The 26,593-nt window shown below is 60.7% G+C and carries 22 protein-coding genes and 1 pseudogene; 7 read left to right on the top strand and 16 right to left on the bottom strand.

All coding sequences use genetic code 11. From position 1 onward, the window contains the following. Nucleotides 1–306 precede the first annotated feature (306 nt). Nucleotides 307–1,116 (bottom strand): MipA/OmpV family protein, encoded by an 810-nt coding sequence (locus SB822_RS25075; protein ID WP_410855862.1) that lies wholly within the window; start codon nucleotides 1,114–1,116, stop codon nucleotides 307–309. A 37-nt stretch (nucleotides 1,117–1,153) separates the two neighbouring features. Beyond that, nucleotides 1,154–1,678 (bottom strand): annotated as a pseudogene (locus SB822_RS25070) (BamA/TamA family outer membrane protein); the annotation flags it as partial. A 93-nt stretch (nucleotides 1,679–1,771) separates the two neighbouring features. Between SB822_RS25070 and SB822_RS25065 the strand changes: the two are divergent. After that, nucleotides 1,772–3,100 carry an IS4 family transposase gene (locus SB822_RS25065; RefSeq protein ID WP_410855861.1) on the top strand — a complete coding sequence of 443 codons (1,329 nt, stop codon included), beginning with the start codon at nucleotides 1,772–1,774 and terminating at the stop codon, nucleotides 3,098–3,100. Here SB822_RS25065 and SB822_RS25060 read toward each other — a convergent pair. After that, nucleotides 3,093–3,875 carry a hypothetical protein gene (locus tag SB822_RS25060; RefSeq protein WP_410855860.1) on the bottom strand — a complete coding sequence of 261 codons (783 nt, stop codon included), beginning with the start codon at nucleotides 3,873–3,875 and terminating at the stop codon, nucleotides 3,093–3,095. The genes SB822_RS25065 and SB822_RS25060 overlap by 8 nt on opposite strands. Before the next feature lie 428 nt (nucleotides 3,876–4,303). Here SB822_RS25060 and SB822_RS25055 point away from each other — a divergent pair, with 428 nt between their 5' ends. Continuing rightward, the gene (locus SB822_RS25055; RefSeq protein ID WP_410855859.1) at nucleotides 4,304–5,872 is read left to right on the top strand and encodes a DUF3300 domain-containing protein; all 1,569 of its coding nucleotides are present in this window, start codon (nucleotides 4,304–4,306) and stop codon (nucleotides 5,870–5,872) included. A gap of 32 nt (nucleotides 5,873–5,904) precedes the next feature. On the opposite strand, the gene SB822_RS25050 is transcribed toward SB822_RS25055, so the two are convergent. Further along, nucleotides 5,905–7,245, bottom strand: a complete 1,341-nt coding sequence (locus tag SB822_RS25050) for an SLC13 family permease (RefSeq protein ID WP_410855858.1) — start codon at nucleotides 7,243–7,245, stop codon at nucleotides 5,905–5,907. Nucleotides 7,246–7,262: 17 nt separating this feature from the next. After that, complete coding sequence (locus SB822_RS25045; protein ID WP_410855857.1) at nucleotides 7,263–8,297, bottom strand: amino acid ABC transporter substrate-binding protein; 1,035 nt, start codon at nucleotides 8,295–8,297, stop codon at nucleotides 7,263–7,265. Between the two features lie 469 nt (nucleotides 8,298–8,766). On the opposite strand from SB822_RS25045, the gene SB822_RS25040 reads away from it, so the two are divergent. From SB822_RS25040 to SB822_RS25030, 3 genes are all read left to right on the top strand, one after another. Beyond that, nucleotides 8,767–10,089, top strand: coding sequence for a DUF3300 domain-containing protein (locus tag SB822_RS25040; protein WP_410855856.1), 1,323 nt, complete (start codon nucleotides 8,767–8,769; stop codon nucleotides 10,087–10,089). A 12-nt stretch (nucleotides 10,090–10,101) separates the two neighbouring features. Continuing rightward, complete coding sequence (locus tag SB822_RS25035) at nucleotides 10,102–11,022, top strand: DUF2950 domain-containing protein (RefSeq protein WP_410855855.1); 921 nt, start codon at nucleotides 10,102–10,104, stop codon at nucleotides 11,020–11,022. A 143-nt stretch (nucleotides 11,023–11,165) separates the two neighbouring features. Further along, nucleotides 11,166–12,047, top strand: coding sequence for a hypothetical protein (locus SB822_RS25030; RefSeq protein WP_086917858.1), 882 nt, complete (start codon nucleotides 11,166–11,168; stop codon nucleotides 12,045–12,047). A gap of 559 nt (nucleotides 12,048–12,606) precedes the next feature. Here the strand turns inward: SB822_RS25030 and SB822_RS25025 are convergent. Together SB822_RS25025 and SB822_RS25020 are read right to left on the bottom strand one after the other, a co-directional pair. Continuing rightward, the gene (locus SB822_RS25025) at nucleotides 12,607–12,885 is read right to left on the bottom strand and encodes a hypothetical protein (RefSeq protein ID WP_410855854.1); all 279 of its coding nucleotides are present in this window, start codon (nucleotides 12,883–12,885) and stop codon (nucleotides 12,607–12,609) included. Between the two features lie 482 nt (nucleotides 12,886–13,367). Then, a complete protein-coding gene (locus SB822_RS25020) occupies nucleotides 13,368–13,571 on the bottom strand; it encodes a hypothetical protein (protein WP_009770690.1) in 204 nt (67 codons plus the stop codon). Between the two features lie 598 nt (nucleotides 13,572–14,169). Here SB822_RS25020 and SB822_RS25015 point away from each other — a divergent pair. Both SB822_RS25015 and SB822_RS25010 read left to right on the top strand, forming a co-directional pair. Beyond that, entirely contained in the window at nucleotides 14,170–15,753 is a 1,584-nt protein-coding gene (locus tag SB822_RS25015) for an EAL domain-containing protein (RefSeq protein ID WP_410855895.1), read from the top strand. 84 nt (nucleotides 15,754–15,837) lie between these two features. Next, nucleotides 15,838–17,640, top strand: a complete 1,803-nt coding sequence (locus tag SB822_RS25010; protein WP_410855853.1) for a diguanylate cyclase — start codon at nucleotides 15,838–15,840, stop codon at nucleotides 17,638–17,640. A gap of 161 nt (nucleotides 17,641–17,801) precedes the next feature. Here the strand turns inward: SB822_RS25010 and SB822_RS25005 are convergent, their stop codons facing one another. From SB822_RS25005 to SB822_RS24965, 9 genes are all read right to left on the bottom strand, one after another. Then, nucleotides 17,802–18,191: a BON domain-containing protein gene (locus SB822_RS25005; protein ID WP_007747426.1), complete on the bottom strand. Its 390-nt coding sequence runs from the start codon at nucleotides 18,189–18,191 to the stop codon at nucleotides 17,802–17,804. Nucleotides 18,192–18,221: 30 nt separating this feature from the next. Continuing rightward, nucleotides 18,222–19,367, bottom strand: coding sequence for a porin (locus SB822_RS25000; protein ID WP_410855852.1), 1,146 nt, complete (start codon nucleotides 19,365–19,367; stop codon nucleotides 18,222–18,224). Between the two features lie 83 nt (nucleotides 19,368–19,450). Next, on the bottom strand, nucleotides 19,451–21,079 hold the full coding sequence (locus SB822_RS24995; RefSeq protein ID WP_410855851.1) for a 3-(methylthio)propionyl-CoA ligase: 1,629 nt from the start codon (nucleotides 21,077–21,079) through the stop codon (nucleotides 19,451–19,453). Then, nucleotides 21,067–21,477: a Rieske (2Fe-2S) protein gene (locus tag SB822_RS24990; RefSeq protein WP_410855850.1), complete on the bottom strand. Its 411-nt coding sequence runs from the start codon at nucleotides 21,475–21,477 to the stop codon at nucleotides 21,067–21,069. The genes SB822_RS24995 and SB822_RS24990 overlap by 13 nt, the downstream gene beginning before the upstream one ends. A gap of 39 nt (nucleotides 21,478–21,516) precedes the next feature. Continuing rightward, nucleotides 21,517–22,077, bottom strand: a complete 561-nt coding sequence (locus tag SB822_RS24985; RefSeq protein WP_086917865.1) for an RBBP9/YdeN family alpha/beta hydrolase — start codon at nucleotides 22,075–22,077, stop codon at nucleotides 21,517–21,519. A 19-nt stretch (nucleotides 22,078–22,096) separates the two neighbouring features. Next, on the bottom strand, nucleotides 22,097–22,945 hold the full coding sequence (locus SB822_RS24980) for a TauD/TfdA dioxygenase family protein (RefSeq protein ID WP_079501555.1): 849 nt from the start codon (nucleotides 22,943–22,945) through the stop codon (nucleotides 22,097–22,099). Between the two features lie 10 nt (nucleotides 22,946–22,955). After that, nucleotides 22,956–23,936: a quinone oxidoreductase family protein gene (locus tag SB822_RS24975; protein ID WP_007747443.1), complete on the bottom strand. Its 981-nt coding sequence runs from the start codon at nucleotides 23,934–23,936 to the stop codon at nucleotides 22,956–22,958. A gap of 76 nt (nucleotides 23,937–24,012) precedes the next feature. Beyond that, a complete protein-coding gene (locus SB822_RS24970; RefSeq protein ID WP_086917867.1) occupies nucleotides 24,013–25,332 on the bottom strand; it encodes an MFS transporter in 1,320 nt (439 codons plus the stop codon). Nucleotides 25,333–25,478: 146 nt separating this feature from the next. After that, complete coding sequence (locus SB822_RS24965) at nucleotides 25,479–26,534, bottom strand: 3-keto-5-aminohexanoate cleavage protein (protein WP_079501558.1); 1,056 nt, start codon at nucleotides 26,532–26,534, stop codon at nucleotides 25,479–25,481. Nucleotides 26,535–26,593: the final 59 nt, after the last annotated feature.

Below are 26,593 nucleotides of genomic sequence, written 5' to 3'. Positions count from 1 at the left end.
GATGGCCGTCTCCAGTGTGCCTTGGCGATCGTCTTCGAGACTGCAAGCTGACTCAATGGTGCGAAACCGCATCAAGCCCCCCTGTCAATTGACGCGTCAGGTTGCTTTCCTTTAGTGGCGACCAGTCTCCGCCCGTTGACGCGGCACGGCCAGGCTATCGCCCGGCGGCCGTGCGCGGCTCTGGAAACATGCCGGGTTGCTGAAGCCGCGGCTCATTCTTTATATCGTGGTTGTTCAAATCCGCTTCGTCAATCTGTCGACATGGGATCCGGCCAACGGATGCTGCCAACCGATGCGGGCAAAACATTAGCGAAAGGCGTAAGCAATGCCGACTCCATAGGTGAGCTGGTTCCGCGTACCCCGCTGCGTGACGATCGGGCTACCGGCTGCGTCCCCGCTGATGCGCTGGTAGTAAATCATCGCGCCTGCATACCAGCTCGGATTGATCTGATAGATCGCGGCAAGCCAGCCGGTCACCTGATTCAGTCCTCCACCCGGCGTATACATGGGCAGTCCGCTTCTGGCGGCGTCCTCTGCCGTGATGCCGTAATAGGTTTCGTTGAAGCCTGCACTCACCCAGGTTGCCCCCAGTCCGCCTCCGACGAACATCCGGTGATGGATCGGGAACCACGCGCTGGTGTTCAGCGAGATGCGCGCGCCTGAATAGACCGCATCTGCATTCGTGACTACCGTGACCTCTCCACGCAGGCGATACGGGATATCGCCAACGTGACTGTATTCGTATCCGACGAAGCCGCCGCCTTCCAGCGTCGTGTCCACGCTGTGAACCTGCGAGACCACGGGGTCGTCGACGTTTCGCCGGCCCAGTCGCAACGCCAAGGCAGGGCCCCACTGGAAGCCCGCCAGGTCGCCGAAGTTATATTGTGCGTAGGTTCCATACCATTCCAGCAAGTGACCACCACTGGTCACATAGCGCATGCCCGGCACGACACCGACTATCCGGTCCTTGCCACCCGCATACTCCGTCGTCGACCCGATACCGCCTCCGATAAAATTCGGCAAAGCGTTCGACAAGTCAATGGGGCTGGCTTCTACACTCCGAATCGCAGCGCATAAAGCGACCGCACCGAGAATCTCGCCACGCATCGTCTTCATCCGTCTCATCCTGTGATGGGCAGGCACATCGATTCAGTCACCGCCACGCGCTGCCGACCTGTATGTAGAACGCGTTCTGATCCTTGCTATGTGCTACGTCGATGCCTACCGCGAGGCCGAGCTTGCGTGCGATCAGATAGCGCACGCCCGCGCCGACGCTCTGTACATTCTGCGATTCAGAAAAGCTGTGCCATCGTCCATATGCCTTCCCCACGCCTGTAAAGCCGAGCAATGACCACCGGGGAACGAGATCCCATCTCAGTTCAATTTCGGCCGTCACGGCATTTCTGTCCTGGTACCGGCCCTTCTGAACGCCACGCAGATCGACATACGGTTGTGCGTAAAACGGAATGTCACCGCTGGAAAATCGGCTGTCCACGCGCAGGCCAAGTATCAGCGTATGCGTCAACGGTTGCCATGTGTAGCCGCGCGCAGCGTAGATATCGTAGTTTTGCGTGCCGCCGAAAGCCGTCCTGGCAGCCTGCGCCTCGATCTCGAGGAAACTGCCTTCGCCCGGGTAGAAAATATTGTCTCGGGAATCATAGTCCACCACGATACTGCCTAATGCCGTTCAGTTAAGCACTGAACGGCATTTTTGCTTTTGATGCGGGAAGGTGTTGTAAACGCGGCGCCGAGCTGTTAACTTTTCGGCGCGATGCTCTCCAGTCACCTGACCTTCCTGCTCGAAGCGCGACAGCCGGCCGACCTGAGCCGGCTGGCTGAGCATCTGCCCTACGAGTGGATCGAGCGCGCGGTGCAGGCCACGGGCGCAGCGAGTATCCGGCGCCGGCGCTTGCCTGCTGAGCAGGTGGTCTGGCTGGTGATCGCACTGGCAATGTACCGTCACTGGTCGATCAGCGAGGTGCTCGACGGTCTCGATCTGGCCTTGCCCAACGAGGCCGCGCCGTTTGTCAGCAAGAGCGCGGCGGCGCAGGCACGCCAACGCATCGGCGAGGCACCGATGGCGTGGCTGTTTGAGCAGACAGCACGGGCGTGGACGACTCAGGACGCGGCTCACCATGCGTTCAAGGGGTTGAGTCTGTGGGCGATGGACGGCACCACGCTGCGCACGCCCGACAGCCCGGCCAACCGTGAGCACTTTGGCGCGCAGGGTTATGCCAGTGGCAAGGTGGCCAGTTATCCGCAGGTGCGCGCAGTGACGCTCACCGCGATTCCGACACATCTGGTCGCCGATATCAATTTCGGTCGCTACGACACCAACGAAATGGTGTACGCCAAAAGCCTGCTGCCGCAGATCCCGGAAGACTCGCTGACGGTGTTCGACAAGGGCTTTCTGGCTGCAGAAATCCTGTGTGGCCTGACGATGAACGCGCGCAATCGCCACTTCCTGATTCCAGCCAAAGCGAATACCTGCTGGGAAGTGATCTCCGGTACCGCTGACGATGCGACGGTGCGTATGCGCGTCTCGCAGCAGGCACGCAAGAAGTGTCCGACTTTGCCCGAATTCTGGAATGCGCGGGCGATCCGGACCATCGACGCGCGCGGACGCGAACGCGTGCTGCTGACTTCGCTGGGGGATCGCCGACGCTTCAAACCTGCCGATATCGTTGCCTGCTACCAGCGCCGCTGGCAGATCGAAACCAGTTACGGGGAACTCAAGCAATCGATGCTGGGTTCGGAGTTGACCTTGCGCAGCCGCACCGTCGAAGGGGTGTATCAGGAGATATGGGGCGCGTTGATCGCCTACAACCTGATTCGCCGCGAGATCGCCTGCGCCGCATGGGAAGCGAAACTCGCGCCGACCGATATCAGCTTCGTGCGAGCCCTCCATACGATCCAGCACGAGATGATGTGGGCTGCCCTCACGCCGGCCTATGCAAAATTGCCCTCATGCCTTCAGCGTCTGCGCGAACGGCTCAAGTCTCTTCCCAATGACAAACGACCCGGCCGCGCATGCGACCGGGTCGTCAAATCCCGCCCTAAACGTTACACCGTTCGATACCTCAACAAGGACATTAACTGAACGGCATTACCACGATACTGCCGGCGCTGATGCGCTGATCTTTTTGCACGCTGCCCAGTTCTCCCGGTGCTTCGCCAGAACCGAACGTGGACGACGAATCGAAAAAGATATAGCGCAAACCCGCATACCAGCGGCTGTTGCCGATACGCATCAGCATTTGCTGGATCAATGCAACACCCTGGAGCGTATAGGATCTCGGCTGACTGGAAAGGCCAAAGTAGTCCAGATGTGCGTCTACTTTGGCAATCGCACCAAGATATCGGTATCTGTCATCGTCCCAGGTGTGGAAGTGGCCCGCGGCGGCGGCCCATGTACCGTTCTGGGTGTACAGGCCGCCCAGTGCCGTGACGTTCGGCGGCACGCGCTCCTTGCTATCGCGGGGAGGACCCGCCCCGGCGTCAGAGGCCGGATCGGAAAAGAACAATAGTCCGAGTCCAAGGCCGTAGCCGACAGCGGGCTCGGTGATCAGGATGGGTACGGGTAACGCGCCTTTGTGTTTGAGCAGGAAGTCGCTTACGTCGAATTGCCCGTCATCCGGGTCCGTGAAACTGAGGGTTTCATCACCCGCGCGCGCATCAACCGACGTGAAGACGATAGCCGAAAAAATCGCTGCAACCCACGTTGCCCGGAACAACCCGTTACGACGAGGACGCCTTTGTCTTGTCAAACGCTTCGCAGAGCCACTGCGAATTCCCGTCCGCATGGTGGTAACCCTGTGCGCGCGATGGACATCGCTGCCAGATTCCGGATTCCCACGGACGAACGAAATGAACATGGCATTCACTACCCGAAACAGGCATCACGATCAATGCGAAAAGCGAATCCATTGGCCGGATTGTTTCAGTAAAGATGGTTGCGTGAACTCATGTGGGATCGAAGGCAGCGCACACTATGCTCGTCGCGTCGACGCGCCGCATTGCTTTTCTCCTCTCGATGACTCTAATTGAATGCCGCTCTCGCGCCAACTTCCCGATGGTGTACTTTGTGCGAACCGTCATTTTTCTGACTTGCAGTATTCGATCACACTGCATCTAACTGTACCGATCGTGCGTCGAGTACTAATCTAGTGAGTGATAAGTCATCGAATCGTAGTGCAGCGTCGCGTCAATCTATCAATCAGCGAATTCATCCGCCTGCTCATGCGGCCTTGTGCGGTCGACGCCCTGGAACGTTTCGCTGCCTGACGAAGAAACAGGGGTGGCCATGTCCATAAGGATTGCACGACTGTTGAGCACCAGCCTCGTCGTCCTGTTGGCGGGCTGCCCATCGAAACAACAGGATCAGCAGGCTCAGACCCAGCCAGCTTCGGCGCCCGCTTCTGTGCCGGCTTCCGCGCCAGCCGCAGCCTCTGTCGCGGCCCCAGCGTCAGTCCCACTCCCGGCCTCGACGCCCGAGCCTCAGGCCCGGCAATTTCCGCCGGAAGAAATCGAGGCGCTAGTCGCACCGATTGCGCTCTATCCCGACTCGCTGCTATCGCAAGTCCTGATGGCATCGACGTATCCGCTCGAGATCGTGCGCGCTGCCCGCTGGGTGAAAACGCACAAGGACCTGAAGGGCGAAGCTGCCGTGCAAGCAGTGCAAGACCAGCCGTGGGACGTCAGCGTGAAGTCTCTGGTGGCTTTTCCGCAGGTGCTGGAACCGATGAATGACAAGCTCGACTGGACCCAAAGCCTTGGCGATGCGTTCCTCGCAAATGAAAAGGACGTGCTTGACGCTGTGCAGCGATTGAGGATGCGTGCGCAAAAGGCCGGGCATCTGGCGTCTAACGAACAACAGAAGGTCATTGTCGAAGCACCAGCGCCGAGTGCGGGTGGCCAGCCCGCTCCCGCGCAGCAAACCATCGTGCGCATCGAGCCGTCCAATCCCCAGGTCGTTTACGTGCCTGCCTACAACCCGACCGTCGTCTACGGCGGCTGGAGCGCACCCGCCTACCCGCCCACCTACTGGCCGCCGCCTCCCGCCTATTACCCCGGCGCCGCGCTTGCGACCGGGTTCGCGTGGGGACTTGGCATCGCCGCAGCGGGCGCAATCTTCAGCAATTGCAACTGGGGCGGCGGCGACGTCAACATCAACGTGAACAAGGCCACCAACATCGACCGCAATTTCGACCGTACCAAGGTGGAGGGTGGCAAATGGAAACACGATGCGGGGCATCGTCAGGGCGTCGCGTATCGTGACAATGCGACTCGCAACAAGTACGCAAACGGTACACAGGGCGCCGACGGGCGACGCGACTATCGCGGCCGCACCGGCGGCGCCACAGAGCGCGCGGGGGTCGCCAATCGGGCGAAAGCCGGGAATCGAACAGGTCGTCAGAACAACGTGAGTACCGCCGACCGCGCTGGCCGAAGCGCGGGTGCCAACAATCGGTCCGACAAATCGGCTCGAGGTGCGACAGCCGGCAACCGGGCACAGACGTCCAACCGGACTGCTGGCGTCAACAATCGCGCAGAGTCGCCCAACCGCAATGCCGCAGCCGGCAATCGCGCACAGACGTCCAATCGAAGTGCGACCGCGGGCAATCGCGCGCAAACGCCCACCCGCGTGGGCTCGTCAAACGCACAAGCCGGTCACGGAGGCGCGGGCGGGTACGCGGGCGGCGGCCGCGACTCGGCATTCCAGGGTGTCGGCGGGGGCGCGGCGACGACGCAGCGGGACTTCAATCGCGGACAAGCGAGCGCACAGTCTTCGAACTTCAACCGTGGGAGCGGCGCAGCCCGTGGCGGCGGCGGAGGCGGCGGAGGCGGCGCACGCGGCGGCGGCCGGCGCTAGTTCGTAGCGTGACGGACCCTTCCGGCAGCGACTCAACGTAAGAAGCGGGTCAAAGCGAGCACGTACAAAGCGGACACGGCAAGCTGCGCCAGCGTAATGGGCAACCCGTACCGAAGGAATGTGCCAAACGTGATGGGCCTTCCTTGACGCGCGCAAATGCCCGCCGCAACGATGTTGGCCGCTGCGCCGACGAGCGTCGCATTGCCACCGAGGGTTGCGCCGAACATCATGCCGATAAATACCGGCACGGAAACGGGGGGCCATTGGGAAAAGCCCGCCGAAAGCGCGGTTTCAGGCACGACCTCGGCCATCACGAGATAACCCTTGACCATCACGATCGACGCGGCGGCGACGGGTACATTGGCAAGCAGGCTCGACAGCAGCCCAATTCCAGCGAGCAGCGTCAGAGCAACGAGCGTCAACTGCCCGCCAAATACCTGATAGAGCTTGAGTGCCAGGATCTGGAGCAGTCCTGTCTTCGCCATCGCTTGTACCAGACAGAAAATGCTCGCAAGAAATACCAGGGTTTTCCAGTCCACGTCGCGCAACACGTTATCGGTGGGTTCGACTTTGGCGGCAAAGCCCACCAGTAACGCCAGGGCGCTTGCGATCAGCGCGACGGCAGGAGGCACGATACGCGTCGGCAAGTTTTCACCGAATACGAATAACACGATCATGAAAAGGAGTACGGAGCCAGCGAGCGTCGCATACACCGGCCGTTCAATCCGTTTCGCCGGGCCGCGCGGCGGCAAGGCGCGCTTCAGGTCCCACAGATCCCGCATCAGAACGGGCAGAAGCGGCACGATGACAAGCACCGCGATCAGCCCTCCGAGCGACACATGGCGCAGGTACTCTCCAAAGGTCATTCCGATCGCGCTGCCTACGAGGAAGGTTGCTGGATCGCCCACTATCGTGAGCAATCCAGCCGAGTTGCTGATGATCGCTGTCAGCACCATAGGCCTGACGTAGTCAGCGTCGAGCGCGATGCACACGCGAACAATAATTGGCGCAAGAAGAATGACCGTCGTGGCGTTGGGCAATACAGCGCATATTGGCGCGACGAGCGCAATCAGCATCAGCAGAAAGCGTGTTCCGCTTCCGCCTGTCGCGCGGAGATAGGCGTCTCCGATGATGTCGAACAGGCCTGTGGTTGCGAGGACGCGTGCCACGACCATGCCGCCGAACAGCAAGCCAAGCGGCCCGGCAGCCGTGCGGGCCGCTTCCACGAGGTCCCGCTCTTCCAGTATGCCGAGCGCGATCAGGATGCATGCGCCCGTCAGTGCCGCGACAGCCATGTCGATCACGTTGAAGGCGATCAGTAGAATGACGGCCGCGAATACGGCAACCGTGATATAGATCTGCACCTGGTTCATGTCACCGTCCAGATCTGTTAACGGAAAGGCGGCGCGTACATCAAGCCGCCTTGCGTCCACAGCCGGTTCAGGCCGCGGTCCAGTTTCAGCGATGTATGAGGTCCGAGATTCCGATCGAACATTTCCCCGTAGTTGCCGACACTTTGTACGGCGCGAACCCGCCACCCTCTTTCGACGCCCAGACTGCGATCGCTTTCGTCGCCATCGGCAAGGGCGCGCCTGATTGCCGCTTCGCTCAGCCGTGATTGCAGGTTATCGCGCGTGACACCCAACTCTTCGGCCGCCACAAGCGCGAAGAGCACCCAGCGTACGAGCGTCAACCAGCTTTGATCGCCACCGCGAACGGCCGGGCTGAGCGGTTCTTTGGCAATCCGCTCCGGCAGGATCTGCACGGATTGCGGCCCATCGGGCGCCTCGATGCGCACTGCGGCGAGTTGTGCCGAATCGGCAGCATAGGCGCTGCAACGCCCTGCGAAAAAGGCCCGCCGCGCTTCGATGGCGGAGTCGATCTCCAACGGCATGATCTCCAGCCGGTTGTCGGCGGAGTAATCGCGCAAATGCACCAGTGTGGAGGTCTCTTTTTCCACGCACACTGTTGCACCCTTCAGCTCGGCAGCCGTCTGGATGCCGCCCGGGCGGCGCACGAGAAATCCCTGCGTGTCATAAAAGAGAACACCCGCAAACTGCACCTTGAGCGCCGCTTCGCGGCGCAGCGTCCACGTGGTGTTGCGGGCGAGAAGATCGATCATGCCTTCCATGAGTGCCGGGAAGCGCGCAGAAGCTCTGAGCGGCACATAAGCCACTTTGGACGGATCGCCCAACGCTGCGGCGGCCACCGCGCGACAGAAGTCCACATCGATTCCGCTCCAGAGCCCGGATCGGTCTTTGATGGAAAACCCCTGGACGCCCTCGCTGACACCGCATCTCACCACACCGCGTGCTCGAACCTGCGCGAGCGTGTCACCGTCGGCCGCGCACGCACTGGTTGAAACCGCTACGAGCACGAGGCAGACCGCCAGGACTGCCGCGCCGCATTGTGCGAGACGTACCATGGTCAACTCCCGGACCGGCGTCGGCTATGCTGAACGGCTGCCGTCGAAGATCATCATTGAAGCCAGCCGTTGATATTCGCCCTCCGCAAACGACGACTCACACGCAGCGCGCCTTCTAATGCCACTCATCGATCTGGGAAAGGCGGATTGCGGTACAAGGCTAAAAACGTGCAGCTACCTGGGTTCACGAGAGGCGAGCCGTTGCACTCCGCTCCTGATTGAATGCGATGAAGAATGAGCCGGTCACAATGCATAGATGTAAAAGCACTCTAGCAGCCGTCATCAATCATCGCCACCCGACTTACCCTGCGCCGAAAGCACTGGCTATTTGCATCGCAAGCGCCGATAGATGTTCTAACATCATATTGAGAAGACGCCGTAATATCCCGCAAGCCATTCTGCAATCTGCCGTCAGTCGCAACAGGACCGATTCATCGAGGTTCCTGTCATCCAGTCTGAAGGAGCGGCCATGTCCTCGTGGAACCTACGACGGGCCAAAGCCACATGTCTTTGGCTGCTTGTCGTGCTGACGCTCGGCGTGGGCTCTGCGCGCGCCCAGGAAGCCCAGGTCGCGCAGCCTGCGCCAGCCGAATCATTCAAGCCGGAAGAAATCGAGGCGCTGGTCGCGCCGATCGCGCTGTATCCCGATTCCGTGCTGTCGCAGGTTTTGATGGCGTCGACCTATCCGCTGGAGATCGTGCACGCGGCACGCTGGGTCAAGGCCAATCCCAACGTCAAGGGTGACGCTGCCGTGAAGGCCGTCGAAAACCAGCCCTGGGATGTCAGCGTGAAATCGCTCGTTGCGTTCCCACAAATTCTCGAGCCGATGAATGACAAACTCGATTGGACCCAGAAGCTCGGCGACGCTTTCCTTTCGCAGCAAAAGGAGGTGTTCGCCGCTGTGCAGCGACTGCGCGCCCGCGCGAAAGACTCGGGTAATCTCAAGTCGAACGAACAGCAGAACGTGGTCGTCGAGCCTGCACCTGCGGGTGGGCAAACCATTGTGAAGATCGAGCCTGCGAATCCGCAAGTGATCTATGTGCCCGCATACAACCCGACGGTGGTCTATGGGGCCTGGAGTTATCCCGCCTATCCGCCGACCTACTGGCCGCCCTATCCAGCCTACTATCCGGGCGCGGCGCTGATGACGGGATTCGCGTGGGGAATCGGGCTCGCTGCCGCGGGTGCGATCTTCAGCAACTGCAACTGGGGTGGCGGCGACGTCAACATCAACGTCAACAAAGCCGCGAACATCGATCGCAACTTCGACCGCACCAAGGTGGAGGGTGGACGCTGGCAGCACGACGGCAGCCATCGCCAAGGCGTGGCGTACCGCGACAATGCAACCCGCGACAAGTATTCGCGCAACGTCGGCGGCGCCGAGGGACGCAATGATTTCCGCGGGCGTGACGCGGGCGCGGATGGACGCGCCAATACAGCCGACCGGGGGAACGCAGGCAATCGCGCATCCGTCGCGGACAGGTCGAATATGGGCGATCGGGGTGGCGATCGGGCGGGTGGCGCGGGTGTCGCTGACAGATCCGCTGGCGGTAATGTCGGCGGCGGGTCGAACCGCGCGGGCACCAGCGACTTTTCGCGTACCGGCGATCGAGCAGGCGGCGGTGGCGGCGTCAGTGGCGGGCGCGACAACGCATTTCAGGGCGTAGGCGCCGGCGGCGCCACGCAACGCAGCCATGACCGGGGACGCTCCAGCATGCAGGGCTCAGGCTTCAGCCGACCAAGCGGCGGCGGCATGCGTGGGGGCGGCGGGCGCGGCGGCGGAAGACGCTAGGGAGACACGAGCATGACATCCACCTCAAGATTTGGTTCGGGACGGCTTACGGGCATCGTGCGCATCTTTGCCGTGGGATGCGTACTGTGTTTTGGCGCATTGCCTGCGGCGCACGCCGAGAAGGACTTCAGGACGCCCGATGCCGCGATGAATGCATTCGGCGAAGCCGTCACGAACAACAACAACGAGGCGACACTGCAGTCCATCTTCGGACGCGACTTTCGCAACCTGATTCCTCCCGTCGGCGCCGACATCCGCAGCCGCTTCCTCGACGAATGGGCCAAGGCGCATCAGGTCGAGCAGATGGGCGACAAGCATGCCCGTATTACCGTCGGCAACGACGGATGGACTTTTCCCATTCCGCTCATCAAGAGCGCGAAAGGGTGGCACTTCGATATGCAGGCGGGCGTTGAGGAAATGCGCCTGCGTCGCATCGGCCGAAACGAACTCGCTGTCATTCAGACGATGCTCGCGGTCTACGACGCGCAGCGCGAATATGCCCTCACCGATCACGATGGCGTCGGCCTGCTCAGGTATGCGTCGAAACTGTCGAGTTCACCGGGAAAGCACGACGGCCTGTATTGGCCGACAGAACCCGACGCGCCTCCTAGCCCGCTCGGCCCGGCTTTCGTGCAGGCGACCACTCGCAATGCCGGGGACGCCGGATACCACGGCTACCACTACAAGCTGCTGACGTCGCAAGGTCCGCATGCGCCGGGTGGTGCCTACGACTATGTCGCGCACGGCAAGCTGTTCGGTGGCTTCGCCGTGCTCGCGTGGCCTGTGCGCTACGGGGACACGGGCATCAAGAGCTTCATGGTCAGCCATGCGGGCCAGGTCTATGAACGCGATCTCGGCCCCGATAGCGCGGCGAAGGCGAAGGCGACTTCCTCGTTCGATCCTGGACCCGGCTGGGCGAAGGTGCAGCCTTGAAGTAAAGACTCAGGCTATAAGATTGGTCTGCCGCGTAAGCCCGTGACAAAAACGGACACTCACGGCAAAACAGCCCGCGTCTTCTTTCATCCCGACTTTCAGGGCTAACACACGCGTAAAGCGGCTCAATGCGGGGAGGCAACATGAGACATTCCGGCTCTTGTATCGCCTTGCTGATCGTCGCGCTGGCGGCCACAACGTTGGCTGGCGCCGCGATACGCCGCGATCCCGGGTTTGACTCGCTGACCGACGATCCCACCTTCTCCGCTGCTCCGACGGATACACAGCAGGTCGATCTGGAAAGCCTCCTCCTGAGGGCGGGCATCGACCCGAACTCTAACAAGGCTCACATCATTCGCGCGTGGGTCGAGAAGATCCGGCACGACCCCGACATCGCAACGGGCACCAACGGCGACACACGGCGGGTCGATCAGATTTTTCTCGATCCGGTCGCGCGTGAACAATACATGTCGAACGGGCTGACCCATCTCACGCCTTCGGACCGGCTCAAGTATGTGACATTGCTGACCCGATTCCTCGACGAGCTGGTTCCCGTCAACTGCTTCGGTCTGTCCGACATGCGCGCGGTGATGAATCGCATCTCGTTGCGTGAGATGACGGATTCCGACGTCGACCTGTACTTCTCACTGCTGTTCAAGGTGCTGGTCATCGAGGCATCAAATGCGCCCGTTGCAACGGGAACGCCACAACAGTATGCGGCCGCCGATCAGCAACTCTCCCGCACGCTCATCGCGGAACTGCACGGCGACGAGATGAACATGGAGCGATATGCGTTCTACGCGTCCAATCCGTCGAAGGCAACGGCATCGGATGTTTGCTGGATGACGAGAGTGACCTTGCACGCGATCATCGCGATGCCTGATCCTGAACGGGATTTCATCCTGCTTCGGACCATGGCGCCACACGGTGGGCAAGACACATCGTCCGAAGGACAATTGAGCGTGCCGCACACTGCGGATCCTTCGCCTGCCTCGTCAAATCCCGGCGGTGCCGACGCGCCGTAGCGTGTCGCCGGCAACGCCACGCTCAACTCGCTCGCGCAGCAATTGAAGCAACCGTTGCCGCATGCGTGCGCCTCTCCCTGCGCCAGGCAGGCGGATAGAAACCGACCCCGAGCGCGTGCAGACCGATCCGCGTACCAGCCCTGCCCCGTGATCGCGACGATATCCGGCAACGCGCCGATCACGACGTCCTTGCCGGTATTGCGCGCGAACTCGATGGCGGCCTGCACTTTGAGCCGCATCGACCCCGACACGGGACCCAGCATTCCAGGTCGTCTGGATGCGCCTCGGCGATGGCCTTTTGCGCCGGCTTCCCCATTCGACGCAAGCTGCGTTGATATGGGTTGCTACGCCTCGCAGCTTGTTATTTCCGTTGCAGCACGCCGGGATTCCGCACCTCGCGAATGACGGTACCACACACGGTTTTCTGGCCTACCTTCGAATACACCGGGTCGATCGCCTTGGTCGCGCGATACAGATTGAAAATCTGTATCGCGATATTTTCGGACAATGTAACGACTATATTGAAGGACTTCAAAATATAAAAATGTAAGCCTGCTGGTTATTGGTTTGTCCCATATCGCGCGGCGGCGATAGCAGCATCACGCTCTTTCTTGGCCTCCGCCTTTTTGTGGTCATAGATCTTCTTCGCGGCCGCCACCCTCTTTTCATAAGCGCGATTCGCGGCAGCTTCCTGCTGACGCATCTTCACGATCGCATCGTTGCTGCCACCCTGCGCCGAAGGTGCGGCTGCCGGGGAAGACGCAGCCTCGTTTTGTGCCGTAGCAATCGAGGCGAACGTGACAATCGCACCAGTCAATATGAGTCTGACGATCTTCATAGTCTTCTCTCCGGTCTGTGGTATCCAGATTCACGCGATTGTCGTCATGCGTATTGAGAGTACGCGGCAGCACGTGAATAAATGGCACGAAAGCGCACGCATAGCGGGAAAAGAGGCGATGCAAGCACAATCGTTCGATAATAGAAATATGCCTTCGGACCGAGTACGTAAAGGTCTGTCGGCTGTTATAGGCGACATCTTGCGCTATCGCAAGCGGATGTGACTTATCTAACAAGGCTCGCACAACGCGAATGCGAACCAGATTGCAACTTCTTATCAAATGGTGAGGTTAGTGTACCGTCGCGCGAGTTATTCCCGACATTCCTTTCGGCGAATCGTGCTGCGCACGTCAAATCTTACAGGATTGAACTCATTTAGGGTTTCTAAACTGTATTATTGAAAAATTCTCATTGAATAATAAGTTCGCAAATTGCAGGAATGATTTATAGATTTCCATGGCCCGTCGCGCAGAGGAAAGACGCTCAACGCCCCATACGCCGATCGTAGCTGCGCGAGATGCGATTGAGCAGTGTGGGGTCGCGCGCGTCTACCGAGTTGAACTGCACGACCACGCTGCCATCAGCTTGCTGGCGTACGCTCGCCGTCACTGTGCTGCCCTCGAACGTGCCGACAACGTTGCCGCTGGCCGGGTCCTGGACAGTGATGACCAGACCCTCGTCATGCATTGCGCCGGACGCAGCGGCGAAGGACCGATCGAAACTGGCTGGTGTCGTGACGACGGCTCCGGCTGGCACCGCGTAATATGGACATCCCGCCAACGGCAGCAAGCACGCGCAGATGCTGATGAGCAGGGCGCACTTTACGGTTAGACATCCGCTTTTTCCGGACCTGGTTCGAATGACAATTCCCAGGACCGCGTGAAATTGCCGTTTGCCCCACAGAGTCATCGTAGTTCCCCTGGACTGACTTGACATCGACATTCAGACGGCTTCACCCGCAAGTAAAGCATAGTCTTCTCCCGCAGATTGCCGACGGGGATCGGAGGTTTTCGCAAACCCATCCGTGTAGCGGATGCACGATGCAGTTGCATCGAAAATAGCGCGAGCCACTCCAATACCACGGGGTGCGACAGTCAATGAATTCAGCGTACCGAGCGTGTTTCTTCGAAACGGCACAGATATGGATGCATTGAAAAAATAGCGTCAGATACTATGATTTACGCTGACATCATGATGCCGCGCGTTCGACCGCGATCGGACGGCAGGGTGTAATGCGCGTTCTCCTCCGCGGTTGTCCACAACAGGACTTGCCAGATGAAAGCGACTGTCGATCGTTTCGGCTTCCATTGCGCTTGGCTGCCTTGCTTCCCTTGCGCCGGTACTGACCAGCATCTATATCGCGGAAGAAGACGCCGAGCGTCGGGAACAGGATGATCTGCGGGAATTCGCAGCGAAAGCCGTCATGCGCGCGGAACTCGTTTCCTATCAGGCACTGGCCGCCATCGCCGACATGGAGGCGACGCCCGGCGCGCCCTGCTCGTCCGCCCACATCGCGCAACTTGCCCGTGTGATCTTCAACTACCGGTACGTGCAGGACGCGGGCGCTTACGGCGGCGGCCAATATTTGTGTTCACCGCTTTTAGGCGACGTACGGGCACGGCATCTGATGATGCCTGAGCCTGACCGGCGCAGCAACGATGGCTTTCTGATCTGGTACAGGCATAAAAACCCGCTCAGCAACGCGCGCCAGGATATTCAGGTGGGTCGTAACGGCAATTACGTTTCGATCGACAGCCAGTCTTACGTCGATCTGATCGATCCTGCCCGAAGGCCGATCGCCGTGTTCAGCAGCGACATCAACGCGCTTCTGGCGTTGTCGACCGGAGCAGATTCGGCCGATATGCTCAATGCCTGGAAACAGGCGGGAAACGTCAGCAGCGACCAGTGGCACTATGCGATTGGCCGTTCGGCAACCCTGCCTCTCGCCGTGGTAGTCAAATCCCCACGTCGTAGCCTGCTCGGCAGCTGGACGGGATTGCTTGGCATGTGGCTCTCGATTGGCGTTGTCGTGGGTGGCCTGTTCGGCTGGCTTTCGTTCAGGAAGATCTCACAACAACTCTCCTTCCCGTCGACACTCGAATGGGCAATTGCTAGCAAGCGGATCGACGTGTGTTTTCAGCCCATCGTCAGGCTCGCGGACGGCGAATGCGTCGGCGTAGAAGCGCTGGTCCGATGGAAGCTGAACGGGCGTAACATCTCGCCCGAAATCTTCGTTGCAGTGGCCGAGCAAAACGGCCTTATTCAGCCATTGACGGATCTCGTACTGGACAAAACGATTGACGAACTAACGACACTCCTGCGTTCGCGCCCGTCGTTCTACGTTTCCATCAACGTGAGCAGTGAAGATTTGCAAACGAGTCGCTTCCTGGATGTTCTCACCGCTCGACTGAGAGGAACAGATATCCGTCCCGCGCAGATCAGAATCGAATTGACGGAGCGCATCTTCATGGACGCCGACACGACGCGACAAACAATAGCGGCGTTCAGAAATGCCGGCCACCCGGTGTATATCGACGACTTCGGAACCGGATATTCCAGCCTGTCGTATCTGCAAACCTTCAAAATCGACGTCCTCAAAATAGACAAGTCGTTTATCGACACCATTGCACAGGATGCGGCATCGAGCATCGTCGCGCCTCATATCATCAGGATGGCGCACGAGCTAGGTGTGGAAATTCTGGCGGAGGGCGTGGAGCATGATGCCCAGGTCGACTATCTGGTAGAGAGGGGCGTGCAGTACGGACAGGGCTGGCTGTTCGCAAAGGCGATGCGCAGCAAGGAACTCATCGCCTGGCTCGGCGAACCCAGAACGCAGCTTGAGCCGATGAAACAGTGCGACGACCGTTGAAATGCGGTGAATGCGGGTCCCTGACTTTGGCGAACTATGCGGCGATCATTCAACACGACTGTTAGCTGGTCGCTTAATCCCGTCATGCGAAAGTCGTGGCTGCGGAAAGCGTTGCCCGTATTTGCCGTGCTGGTTGCTTCAAATATCGTGGTCAATACCTACCAGTCCTTGCATGACTTTCGGGCGGCCGATCAACAGGCCGCACAGCGTCTGGATGTACAGACTTCTCTTATCCAACGGCTGGTCGAAGACCGCCTCCGGGATCTCAATGGGATGATGGCTGTCACGCGAACCCTGATCGACGCAGACAACCTCACCGATAAATCTCTCCACGATGTAACTGACACGCTAAAGGAGTCGCTAGGCGATTCGTCGATTGCCGTGTTTGACGGGAGTGCGCGCCTCGTCGCTGGATCTCGCCCCGGCATCCGCAACGAAATATCGAACTTCACTACCATCCTGGACACGGTACGCGCCGCCCCCGCTACCCATCTCTGGCTACCTGTTGTGTGGAGGCAAAGCGGCGCGCTGGTCGTAGCAGAAGGCCATCGCAACCGGGCGGGGAAATTCGATGCCATCGCGGTCTATCTGATTCCCCTCGAACAGCACCTGCTCGAAGGCGTGAAGCTGGTGAATGGCACCGCGATCATATTGAGCGACAGCGAGCATCGCGTTATCGCGCGCTATCCCCGCTATTCCGGATTGGCAATCGGGCATGAACTCGTTGAAGGCAATGCTGCTCGCCAAGGACCAATCCCGGGCACTCACTATGCGCGCTGGAGTTTTGACCCGACCGAGCGCCTCGTCGCGACGCGCAGGATAGTGTTGGGACCGGCCGCTGGTTACTGGACACTGGATGTCGGTTACGCCGTCAGCGGCTACCGTGACAGTCTGCGGAACAGCATGTACATCAATCTCGCCGGAGCCACCCTGCTCCTTCTGATGTTGGCGGGCGGCGTGCTGCTTATCCAGCGTGAGCACCGCCTGCACGATCGAATCGAGGGATTTGCGGGCACGGTATTGACCATCGTGCAAAACATGCCGACACCCGTCACGATCGTCGACATCAAAACGGAGAATATCGTGCTGGCCAATGAAGCGCTGCTTGCGCTGTTTGGCGCCGTAGCCGGTAAGGGCCAACCGTTTTCCCGGCTCTTTGTCGACGCCGGCAGTTGGACGCGAGTGCGTGAAGTCGTTACGGACGAGCCCGTTCCTCTTCTCACGCGTGACGGAATCCGGCACATGCTCGTGCATTGCACCCGGCTTCGAACAGGTGATAAAGGAGATGAACCGGATTCACTGCTCGTCACACTGGTGGATATCACCCATCAACATCAATTGCTTAAACAACTTCGGACAGAAGCCGACTTCGATGCGCTGACCGGGCTCGCCAATCGCCGGTATTTCGCAAAGGCAGCCGAAAAAGCAGTCGAACACGCACGACGTCATCACCGGCCGCTATCCGTTCTGGCATTGGACCTGGATTTCTTCAAACGCGTCAACGACACGTGGGGACATGCGGCCGGCGATCGCGTGCTTCAGGTGACCGCCCGATCGTTCGAGAATGCACTTCGCGAAGACGATCTGGCGGCCAGGCTTGGAGGCGAAGAATTTGCCGCGATCCTGCTGGATACCGATCTCGAACAGGCGCGAACGATCGCCGAACGCATTCGTATCGCCGTGCAGGACACGCCTATATCGCTCGAATCCGGAGCTACGGTTTCGCAAACGCTCAGCATCGGCATCGCCCTGTACGATGAGAAAGAAAGCGATCTCAGCGCAACACAGGAACGCGCCGACGCAGCGTTGTACGCAGCCAAGAATCACGGACGCAACTGTGTTCAGATCTGGGTGCCTGACACAACCTCGCCCTTGAATGAAGGGTAGTTTCTGCGCCTCTGCCCGGAACCGGAAACGTCGATCGCGAAAGCCTTTTATCCGCCTGTTTCAAACGGCTCGGCTTGAAGCAAGAGGCGAAGAGGACTTTAGTAACGATTGCGGCCCGCTACTCCGACTCACACACCGTCACCGCCACCGACCAAGACCGCCTACATCCCGCCGAGAGGCTTCTTCACAGCCAGTTTGTTAGTCACCGAAGTCACGCCCGGAACGCCTTTCGCGAGCTCCACGACCTTGTCGATCTGCGATGCATCGGTAACCGAGCCATACAACGTTATCGCGCCGTCTTTCGCGGTGACGCCGATATCCCCGGCACTGATCTCCTTTTGCTTTCCAATGGCCGCATACACTTTCCGACGCAGCGCTCTATCTGCTTTCCTTCCGGTAGCCGGTGCGGCTGCGCCGGACGCCGTCATCGCGGATGCGCCCGGTACACTGGCAGGCCCACTTGCTGGCTGACCCGACTGGGGCCATGCATTCATGGACGCTGCGACGAACAATAGCGCGACGGCCAGTTCAACTATGTGATTGTCTTTCATCGAATACTCCCGTTGATCTTTGTGGTGAACTCAGAACGCATGGCGAATGCCGACCATTGCCGCAGTGGTGGACTCTCCCGGCGCAACCGGCGCGCCGTAGATGATCGTCTGGTTCATGGTCCCCTTGTTGTCGACATAGCCGACCTGCGCGTAGGCCTTGGTCCGTTTGGACAGGTTGTATTCCGCGCCCACTGCGAATTCGCTCGAGTGGTTCGCTGAATTGTTCCGGTCCTTCAGGTAGTAGTAGCCGGACGTGACCTTGAGGCTAGGGTTGAACTGGTAGCCAAGGCCGCCCGATATCATTTCGAAATCGGCAGTATTGCTTTTTGCCGGATTCTTGCCGATGCCGTAAGACGCGGATATCGAAAACCCGCTGATCGTGTACATCGCGCCAAAATAGTAGAAACGGTTGTTGGCAAGACCTGTCGCGGGCACGGCGGGAGCGGCGGGATATGTCAGCGGGAACGGATTCGTATCGTGTCCGTTGTAGTACACGGCGGACAGATTCAGACCGTAGTTCGAATATTTGAGCACGGCGGATTCACGCGTACCGCCCTGGAACTGACCGGCGACGCCGCCCGGCGCGTACTCGAGCGCAAGCGAAGCACCATAAAATTTCGGCGAATTGTAGACGAGTGCATTGCTGTCATACAGAGCGCCGATCGGGGCGTTGGTACTGGTGCCGGGCCAGCCGGCCGCCTGATTGATGCCAAGCCATGCAGTCAGGATACTGCCGAAATACTGTGCGCCGCGCACATCGGTTTCGGCCATCGCGTAGATCATCGGGATGATCTGCCGTCCGGCGTCGAATGTTCCGAATGGCCCGGATACCCCGACCGTCGCAAACTGGTTGAAGATCGCGGTCGTGCCGGGCGTATCGGCGAGACCGAACTTGCCGTTCGTGGAGTTGAATACGCCCTGCAGCTTGAAGTTGATCTTGTAGCCGCCGCCGATATCCTCGCTTCCCTTGAGCCCCCAGAAGCTGGCGTAGATACCGCCGTCCTTGAGCTGGTAAACGTGGCCGAGGTTAGGCGCATGCGGCTGGAACGTTGCCGCCGACGTGCTCTGATACAGCATCCCGGTGTCGATGACGCCATACAGCGTGACCGACGATTGCGCATGGGCTGCCGTGGCGAAAATCGCCAGCGCAGCAGCGCAGCATAACTTCAATTTCATTTTGTCTCCTCTGGTTCTATAAGTGCCGGGATGTTCCCGGTCGTTGTTTGATCAAATGAACGCGTGTCTTTCAGGTTCGCGTGTCAGGCCGTCAGGTAATAGTCGCCGAATTGATCTCTCAACTGATTCTTGAGCACCTTGCCGGTTGCGCCGATAGGAACGCTATCGACGAACACCACGGCGTCGGGTTTCCACCATCGGGCAATGCGTCCGTCAAGGAAAGCCAGCAGTCCGTTCGCGTCCAGCCCGCTTCCCGGCTTCTTCACGATCAGCAGCAACGGCCGTTCGTCCCACTTCGCATGCCGCGCGGCAATGCAGACGGCAGTCGTCACGTCGGGGTGCAGGCACGCAACGTTTTCGATGTCGGTCGAACTGATCCATTCTCCGCCCGACTTGATGACGTCCTTGCTGCGATCGGTGATCTGCATGAAACCATCGGCGTCGATCCTTGCGATGTCGCCCGTCGGAAACCAGCCGTCGCGCAGCGGCGACTGGCCTTCGCTGCCAAAGTACTCCCGCGCGACCCACGGACCGCGCACCAGCAGATCGCCCGCCGCGATGCCGTCCCACGGCAACGCGTTGCCATCCGCATCGACGATCTTCATGTCGATGCCGAACACCCCGCGCCCCTGCTTCGCCTGGACCGCGTAACGCTCGCTGACAGGCAGCGAAAGCTGATGTGCCTTGAGACTACAGACCGTGCCGACCGGGCTCAATTCCGTCATTCCCCAGGCGTGCAGGACCTCGACGCGATGAGACTCCCTGAATGCGGCCGTCATCGCAGTCGGACACGCTGCGCCGCCGACGATCGTGCGCCTCATATGCGAGAACGCACCCTTGATCGAGTCGACGTGTGCGAGAAGTCCTTGCCAGACCGTCGGCACACCCGCCGACAGCGTGACCTGCTCGGCTTCGATCAGTTCGTAGAGGGATTTGCCGTCGAGCGCCGGCCCCGGAAACACCAGCTTTGCGCCGACCATGCACGCGATATACGGCAATCCCCACGCGTTCACATGGAACATCGGCACGACGGGGAGAATCGCATCGCGCGCCGAACAGTTGAGCGAATCGGGCAACGCTGCCGCATAGGTATGCAGCACGGTCGAGCGGTGGCTGTACAGCACGCCCTTCGGATTGCCCGTGGTGCCCGACGTGTAGCACAGCGACGAGGCGCTGTTTTCATCGAGCAGCGGCCAGTCGAATACATCATGGTGAAGATCGATGAGATCCTCATAGCACATCAGCATCGAGGACAAGCCATGCGTTGTCGGCATGTGCGCCCGATCGGTCATCGCAACGAAGATCTTCGGGCTTTTCACGCGCGACGCGACGCCCTCGATCAACGGCAGGAACGTGAGGTCGAAGAACACGATGCGATCCTGCGCGTGCTCGATGATGTACGCGAGCTGATCGACATGCAGCCGTGGGTTGAGCGTATGCAACACGGCGCCCGATCCCGACACGGCAAAGTAAAGCTCCATATGGCGGTAGCCATTCCATGCGAGCGTCCCGACCCGCTCGCCTTGCTCGATGCCGAGGGCGGTAAGCGCATTGGCCATGCGGCGTGCGCGTTGTGCGAGGTCCCGGTACGAATAGCGGTGAATATCCCCTTCGACGCGTCGCGACACGATTTCCTGCCCACCGTGATGACGTTCCGCATGCGTGAGCAGCGACGAGACCAGCAGCGGCTGCTGCATCATCAAACCTTGCATTGTTGCTTCTCCTGTCTGGTCGCGCAGTGCCGCGCTTCCGGTTGTCCTGCTGCATTGCCGCCTGTCACGTTCCTCAGCACTGCGTTCTGTTCGTCGAGATTCAGGACCAGCTTCGAATCGACTGTCTCGACGGCGAACCTGATGAGGCTCAAGCCGACCGTTCCGGGCGTGCATCCCGTGCGCAGATCGAAGCGCAGACCGTGTGCGGGACAGCGCAGCACGGGCCCTTCCAGCTGACCATTCCCGAGCGACGCGCCGTTGTGCGGGCACGAGTCGTCGATCGCGTAAATCGCACCGTCGACGTTGAAAACCACGATGCATCGACCGTCGACGAATACCCGCTTGCGCTGGCCCGGCTCGATTTCGCCGGCAACACCGATCCCTACCTGACGTGACATCGCAGGCTCCTTTTCTTGCCAAATGAGGTAACAGTCAGATCAGAGCAACTCGCGGATCAGCGTCGTCGCCATCGGCCATTCGCCAAAGCCCGCAGCGGGATTGAGGTGACCGACTTCGCCGAGATCGACGAGACGGCTGCCCCAGTCACGCGCCATCGCTTCCACACGCTCGAACTTCCCGAGCGGATCGTTGCGGCTCGCGCCCACGATGCTCGGAAACGGCAGCCGTTCGCGCGGAATGGGATGCCAGCCATTCACTGCGAGCGCATCGAAAGTCGGATAGCCAGCCGGCAGCGGCGTTTCGAGGTCGGCAGGCGCTGCGAGCAGCGCACCGTGAATCTTGCGGTCGTGCTGCCTCGCCCAATGCACCGTGATCATCACGCCCGCGCTATGCGCCACCAGAATCACCGGGCCGTCGATTTTCGCGAGCGCCGCATCGAGTGCCGCGACACGCGCCGCGCAACTGAGCCCGTCGTATTCGAGCGGCGGCACGGAAGCCGCGTTCGGCAACGTCTGCTCCAGCAGCGTTTGCCAATGCCCGGCGACGTGATCGCGCAAGCCCGGCACGATCAGAATGGTGGGTGTGATACCGAGAGTCATGACGACGTTGCCTTTCCCATCAATACGGCTTGTCGCCGATAATCCCGGCGCGCTCCATCTTGCGATGGCACGGCGCGTAGTCCATCACCGCATAGTGTTGCGTGCTGCGGTTGTCCCATATCGCGATGCTGTTCGGCTTCCAGCGCCAGCGCACCTGGTACTCGGGTAGGTAAGCCTGGCTGACCAGATAGCGCAGCAGATCGCCCGCACCCGGATTCGCGTCCTGCCCGAAGCGCACCCGTGCCGGCGTGTGATAGTTGGTGAAATGCGTGGTGAAAGCATTCACGAACAACACCTTCTCGCCTGTTTCAGGGTGCGTGCGCACCACCGGGTGCTCCGCGTCCGGGAATTGCGCCTTCAGTGCGAGGCGTTTCTCTATGGGCATCGCGGCGCCGAAACTCGCCTCGATACTGTGGCGGGCACGCAAGTCCGCGATTTGCGTCTTGATGTGCTCCGGCAGGTTCTCGTAGGCGAGGACCATGTTCGCCCACATCGTGTCGCCGCCCACGGGCGGACACTCCACGCAACGCAGCACCGCGCCGAACTGCGGCGCTTCCCGCCAGGTGGCGTCGGCGTGCCAAGCGTTTTCGTAGCGGTCGTTGGGCTGGTCCGGATTCTTGTAGATGCGCACGAGGCCCGGATGGTCCGGATCGCTGCCTGCGACGGGATGATCTTCCAGTTCTCCGAACCGGCGCGCAAACGCAACATGCTCGGTGCGCGTGATCTCCTGGTCGCGCAGGAACACCACGCGGTGTTTCATCAGCGCCGCACGGATTTCCGCAAACAGGCCGTCATCGTGGATCGCATCGGCGAGATGCACGCCCGTCAGTTCGGCGCCGATCGTACACGTCAAGGGTTCGACTCGCATGGCTTGTTCCTCAGATGACGAAGACCGACGAGCCGGTCGTCTTGCGCGCTTCCAGGTCGCGGTGCGCTTGCGCCGCATCCTCGAGCGCGTAGCGCTGGTTGAGCTCGATCTTGATGCGGCCCGCGGCGATATGCCCGAAGATTTCGCCTGCCAGTTCGTTCTTTTCGACGGGGTCGGCGATATAGTCGGCCAGCGCCGGGCGCGTCATATACAGCGAGCCTTTCACCGCCAGCATCTGCGGATTGAACGGCGGGATCGGACCCGACGCCGTGCCCACGCAGACCATCAGACCGCGACGCTTGAGCGAATCGAGTGAAGCCTCGAAGGTATCCTTGCCGACGCTGTCGAATACCACGTTCACGCCGACGCCATCCGTCAGTTCGCGCACGCGCTTCGCGACGTTCTCCCGGCCGTAGTAGACGACGTGGTCGCAGCCATGCGCGCGGGCAATCTCGCCCTTGGCTTCCGTCGAAACCGTGCCGATCACGGTCAGACCCAGCAGCTTCGCCCATTGCGACACGATCAGCCCGACGCCACCCGCAGCGGCATGCAGCAGAATGACGTCGCCCGCCTTGAAGTCATGGATACGGCGCATCAGATACGACGCGGTCAGGCCGCGCATGGTCATGCCAGCAGCCGTTTCGCTGGAGATCGCATCGGGCAGCTTGATGAGCGGACCCGCAGGAACCAGGCGTTCGGTGCTATAGGCGCCAAGCGTATTGACGAAACCCGTGTAAGTCACGCGATCGCCCACCGCGACGTTCGTCACACCCGGGCCAATCGATTCGACCACGCCCGCCGCCTCGACGCCCATGCCTGCAGGCAGTGGGACCGGGTAGAGGCCGCTGCGGAAATACGTGTCGGCGAAATTCAGGCCGACTGCCTCGTGACGCAGGCGGACCTGCCCTGGGCCGGGATCGCCCACTTCAACGTCCTCGTAGCGCAAGACTTCGGGACCACCCGTTTCATGGAAGCGCACTGCCTTTGCCATGTTGAATCTCCTATCCATTACTCAACTGCGAATTAGTTTTGGCCCGCGGCGTAACGCACGCGTTGCCATGGATCACTCAGTGTGCGGCCTCTTCGCGCAGCGTATTCAGGCGATCGAGATCGCTCGTGTAGTTGCGCTTGCCGATAAAGAACGCGATAGCTGCAATGAGCGGCGCAAACGGCACGAGTTGCAATGCGCCAAGCAGTCCGAGCCGGTCGGCAATGACGCCTGTGAGCACGGCAGCGGGTGCCAGACCCAGCAGGTTGTTCGCGAGCGTCAGGGTCGCAAACGCCGATGCATGTATCGACGGCGGCGTGAGGTTGGCCACCATCGCACCCGACGGGCCGCTCGCCCCTGCGCAGAAGAACATGCCAACGCCGATCACCATCAGTTGCAACGGACCTGCTGGCATGCGAAAGCCAATCGCGAGCAGCGTGAAGGACGCCAGGCAGAAGGCGATAGCAGCGCTCCACTTGCGTTCGCGTCCATTCTTGCTGAGCCGGTCGGCGAGACTGCCGCACACCACCATGCCAAGGCCCGTCACCAGCACGAACACTGCCGCGCTCGTCGCGGCCTTGCCGATGGGCATGCCGTAGTAGCGATTCAGGAAGCTCGGCATCCACGCCCACACAGCGGCGGGAACCAGCAGATGGATACCGCTGCCGACATAGGCGCACACGACGGACTTCGTCGAGAACAGCCCCTTCATCAGCGCGCGCAGGCTCATCCGCACACCGAGCCCTTCCGCCTTGTTCAGGCTTGCCGGCTGCAGCAGCGCGAGACGCTGTTCGGTAACGACGAGCCGGTAGACGATCACCAGCACGATCCCCAGTGCCGCCATCGCGCCAAACGCCATACGCCAGCCCATCTGGGCCGCGACCGCGCCGCCCAGTGCCATGCCCAGCACTGAGCCGAACGCCCCGCCCGCCATGAACGCGCCCGTCAGCGTGGAGCGCAGCCGTGCGGGGAAAATGCTCAGGACCACTGCGATCCCGACACTGCCGTAGGCAGCTTCGCCGATACCGACGAACGCCCGCGCCAGCAGCATCTCGCCATAGTTCGTCGAGATCGCGCAGCCCAGCGTCGCTAGACTCCACATCGCCGCCATCAGGACGATGCTCTTCACGCGCCCCCAGCGGTCGGCAAGCACCGACAGCGGAAAGGTGAGCACGCCGACCATCAGCGCGACCACGCTGCTCAGCGAACCCAGCCGGGTATCGGAAAGGCCCCATGTGGCCTTGAGCAGCGGAAACACGGCGTTCAACACCTGCCGCGACATGTAGTCGGAGAGCAACAGCCCGACCGTCAGGGCAAATACGATCCATGCATAGCCGCGCACGTCCGCTTGTGTGACGGGTACATTGCCCGCCGTGGGTTCGGCATGCTGCATGAGCATGATGTGTCTCCTTCGTCCCGCTTTGTAGCGGCCGTCTTTGCCCGCAGGGCACAGTGACCGCTTATGAATATCGCAACTCGCTCCCCGGCGCCAACCGGGGAGTCCCGCCTTTTAAACCGGCGACAACTACCGCCTGGACTGCACCATCACGCCGCGCGCAGCGGCAGGTTCCTGACGCCCGACTCGCGGTTCGGCGCCATACCGTTGGCCGCGAGCGTCTCATCGGCCGTCTCGTACTGCACGCCGATGCGGTAGATCTCGCGTGCTTCCTTGCCGGTGGCAATTTCGCGCCCGAGTTCGCGTGCGACGCGCACGCACTGCTCGATCTGCTGCACCGACGTGAAGCGATTGCCGTGCTGATCGATGATCGTGTCTTCGATACCGCAGCGAGGATGCAGGCCCATCGACATTGCCATCATGTTGAACGGCAATACGTTCTTGAGCAACGACTCGGCAGTCAGCGTGCAGCCATCCGGCGCGCGATGCACGAAATTGAAGAAATTGAACGGGTTCGGGCCGTCGAAGCCGCCACCGATGCCAATCCATGTCAGGTTCAGCGGCCCCTTGTAGACGCCCTTGCGCACAAGGCGCTCGAGCGTTTCAAGAGCGTGGATGCCCGTGAGCTGGAAATGCGGCTGAATGCCCGATGCCTGCAGGCGGCGCAGATGTTCCTCGACCCATGCCGGGCCCGCCGGCACGGTCATCTCGCTGTACGCCGCCATGAACGCCGGATTGGACAGTGACGTGCCTGCCAGATATTCCGGATAGAGCAGCTCCATGATGTTCATCTGCGTCGTGTTGATCGCGACCGTCACCTGGTCCGGCTTCGGGTCGAGATCGGCCAGCATGTGACGCGTATCGTCGGAGAGCCACTTCGCGGCCTGTCCGTCGTTTTCCGGTGCAAACGATATCGAACCGCCCACCTGGATAATCATGTCAGGCACGGCGGCGCGCACACCCGCGATCAGTTCGTTGAACTTCGACAGGCGCTTCGAGCCCTTGCCGTCCAGTTCGCGCACGTGCAGGTGAAGCACCGTGGCGCCAGCGTTGTAGCAGTCGACGGCCTTCTGGACCTGCTGGTCCATCGTCACCGGAATGTCTTCGGGGAAGTCAGCCGGCATCCATTCCGGACCGTACGGCGCGGTGGTGATGACAACCTTGTCCTGGTTCTCCGGGTGGAGCGAATCGTCGAGAAACTGCATCTTTTATCTCCGGTGTGGGGTGAGGATGTTCCGGTGGCGCGTCGCATCAGCGAAAACAC

Source organism: Paraburkholderia sp. SIMBA_054, from assembly GCF_046534875.1.
Taxonomy (GTDB): domain Bacteria; phylum Pseudomonadota; class Gammaproteobacteria; order Burkholderiales; family Burkholderiaceae; genus Paraburkholderia; species Paraburkholderia hospita.
Note: the sequence above shows the minus strand (reverse complement) of the source record. Positions and strands in the feature narration are given on the sequence as shown.

Coding starts and splice junctions, on each gene's coding strand:
- SB822_RS25055 (WP_410855859.1), top strand. CDS start 4,304: ATGTCCATAAGGATTGCACGACTGTTGAGCACCAGCCTCGTCGTCCTG.
- SB822_RS25000 (WP_410855852.1), bottom strand. CDS start 19,367: ATGAAATTGAAGTTATGCTGCGCTGCTGCGCTGGCGATTTTCGCCACG.
- SB822_RS24980 (WP_079501555.1), bottom strand. CDS start 22,945: ATGCGAGTCGAACCCTTGACGTGTACGATCGGCGCCGAACTGACGGGC.
- SB822_RS24985 (WP_086917865.1), bottom strand. CDS start 22,077: ATGACTCTCGGTATCACACCCACCATTCTGATCGTGCCGGGCTTGCGC.
- SB822_RS25010 (WP_410855853.1), top strand. CDS start 15,838: ATGCGAAAGTCGTGGCTGCGGAAAGCGTTGCCCGTATTTGCCGTGCTG.
- SB822_RS25035 (WP_410855855.1), top strand. CDS start 10,102: ATGACATCCACCTCAAGATTTGGTTCGGGACGGCTTACGGGCATCGTG.
- SB822_RS24975 (WP_007747443.1), bottom strand. CDS start 23,936: ATGGCAAAGGCAGTGCGCTTCCATGAAACGGGTGGTCCCGAAGTCTTG.
- SB822_RS25005 (WP_007747426.1), bottom strand. CDS start 18,191: ATGAAAGACAATCACATAGTTGAACTGGCCGTCGCGCTATTGTTCGTC.
- SB822_RS24965 (WP_079501558.1), bottom strand. CDS start 26,534: ATGCAGTTTCTCGACGATTCGCTCCACCCGGAGAACCAGGACAAGGTT.
- SB822_RS25030 (WP_086917858.1), top strand. CDS start 11,166: ATGAGACATTCCGGCTCTTGTATCGCCTTGCTGATCGTCGCGCTGGCG.
- SB822_RS25045 (WP_410855857.1), bottom strand. CDS start 8,297: ATGGTACGTCTCGCACAATGCGGCGCGGCAGTCCTGGCGGTCTGCCTC.
- SB822_RS25050 (WP_410855858.1), bottom strand. CDS start 7,245: ATGAACCAGGTGCAGATCTATATCACGGTTGCCGTATTCGCGGCCGTC.
- SB822_RS24970 (WP_086917867.1), bottom strand. CDS start 25,332: ATGCTCATGCAGCATGCCGAACCCACGGCGGGCAATGTACCCGTCACA.
- SB822_RS25020 (WP_009770690.1), bottom strand. CDS start 13,571: ATGCATGACGAGGGTCTGGTCATCACTGTCCAGGACCCGGCCAGCGGC.
- SB822_RS25065 (WP_410855861.1), top strand. CDS start 1,772: ATGCTCTCCAGTCACCTGACCTTCCTGCTCGAAGCGCGACAGCCGGCC.
- SB822_RS25025 (WP_410855854.1), bottom strand. CDS start 12,885: ATGAAGATCGTCAGACTCATATTGACTGGTGCGATTGTCACGTTCGCC.
- SB822_RS25075 (WP_410855862.1), bottom strand. CDS start 1,116: ATGAAGACGATGCGTGGCGAGATTCTCGGTGCGGTCGCTTTATGCGCT.
- SB822_RS25060 (WP_410855860.1), bottom strand. CDS start 3,875: ATGTTCATTTCGTTCGTCCGTGGGAATCCGGAATCTGGCAGCGATGTC.
- SB822_RS24995 (WP_410855851.1), bottom strand. CDS start 21,079: ATGCAAGGTTTGATGATGCAGCAGCCGCTGCTGGTCTCGTCGCTGCTC.
- SB822_RS24990 (WP_410855850.1), bottom strand. CDS start 21,477: ATGTCACGTCAGGTAGGGATCGGTGTTGCCGGCGAAATCGAGCCGGGC.
- SB822_RS25040 (WP_410855856.1), top strand. CDS start 8,767: ATGTCCTCGTGGAACCTACGACGGGCCAAAGCCACATGTCTTTGGCTG.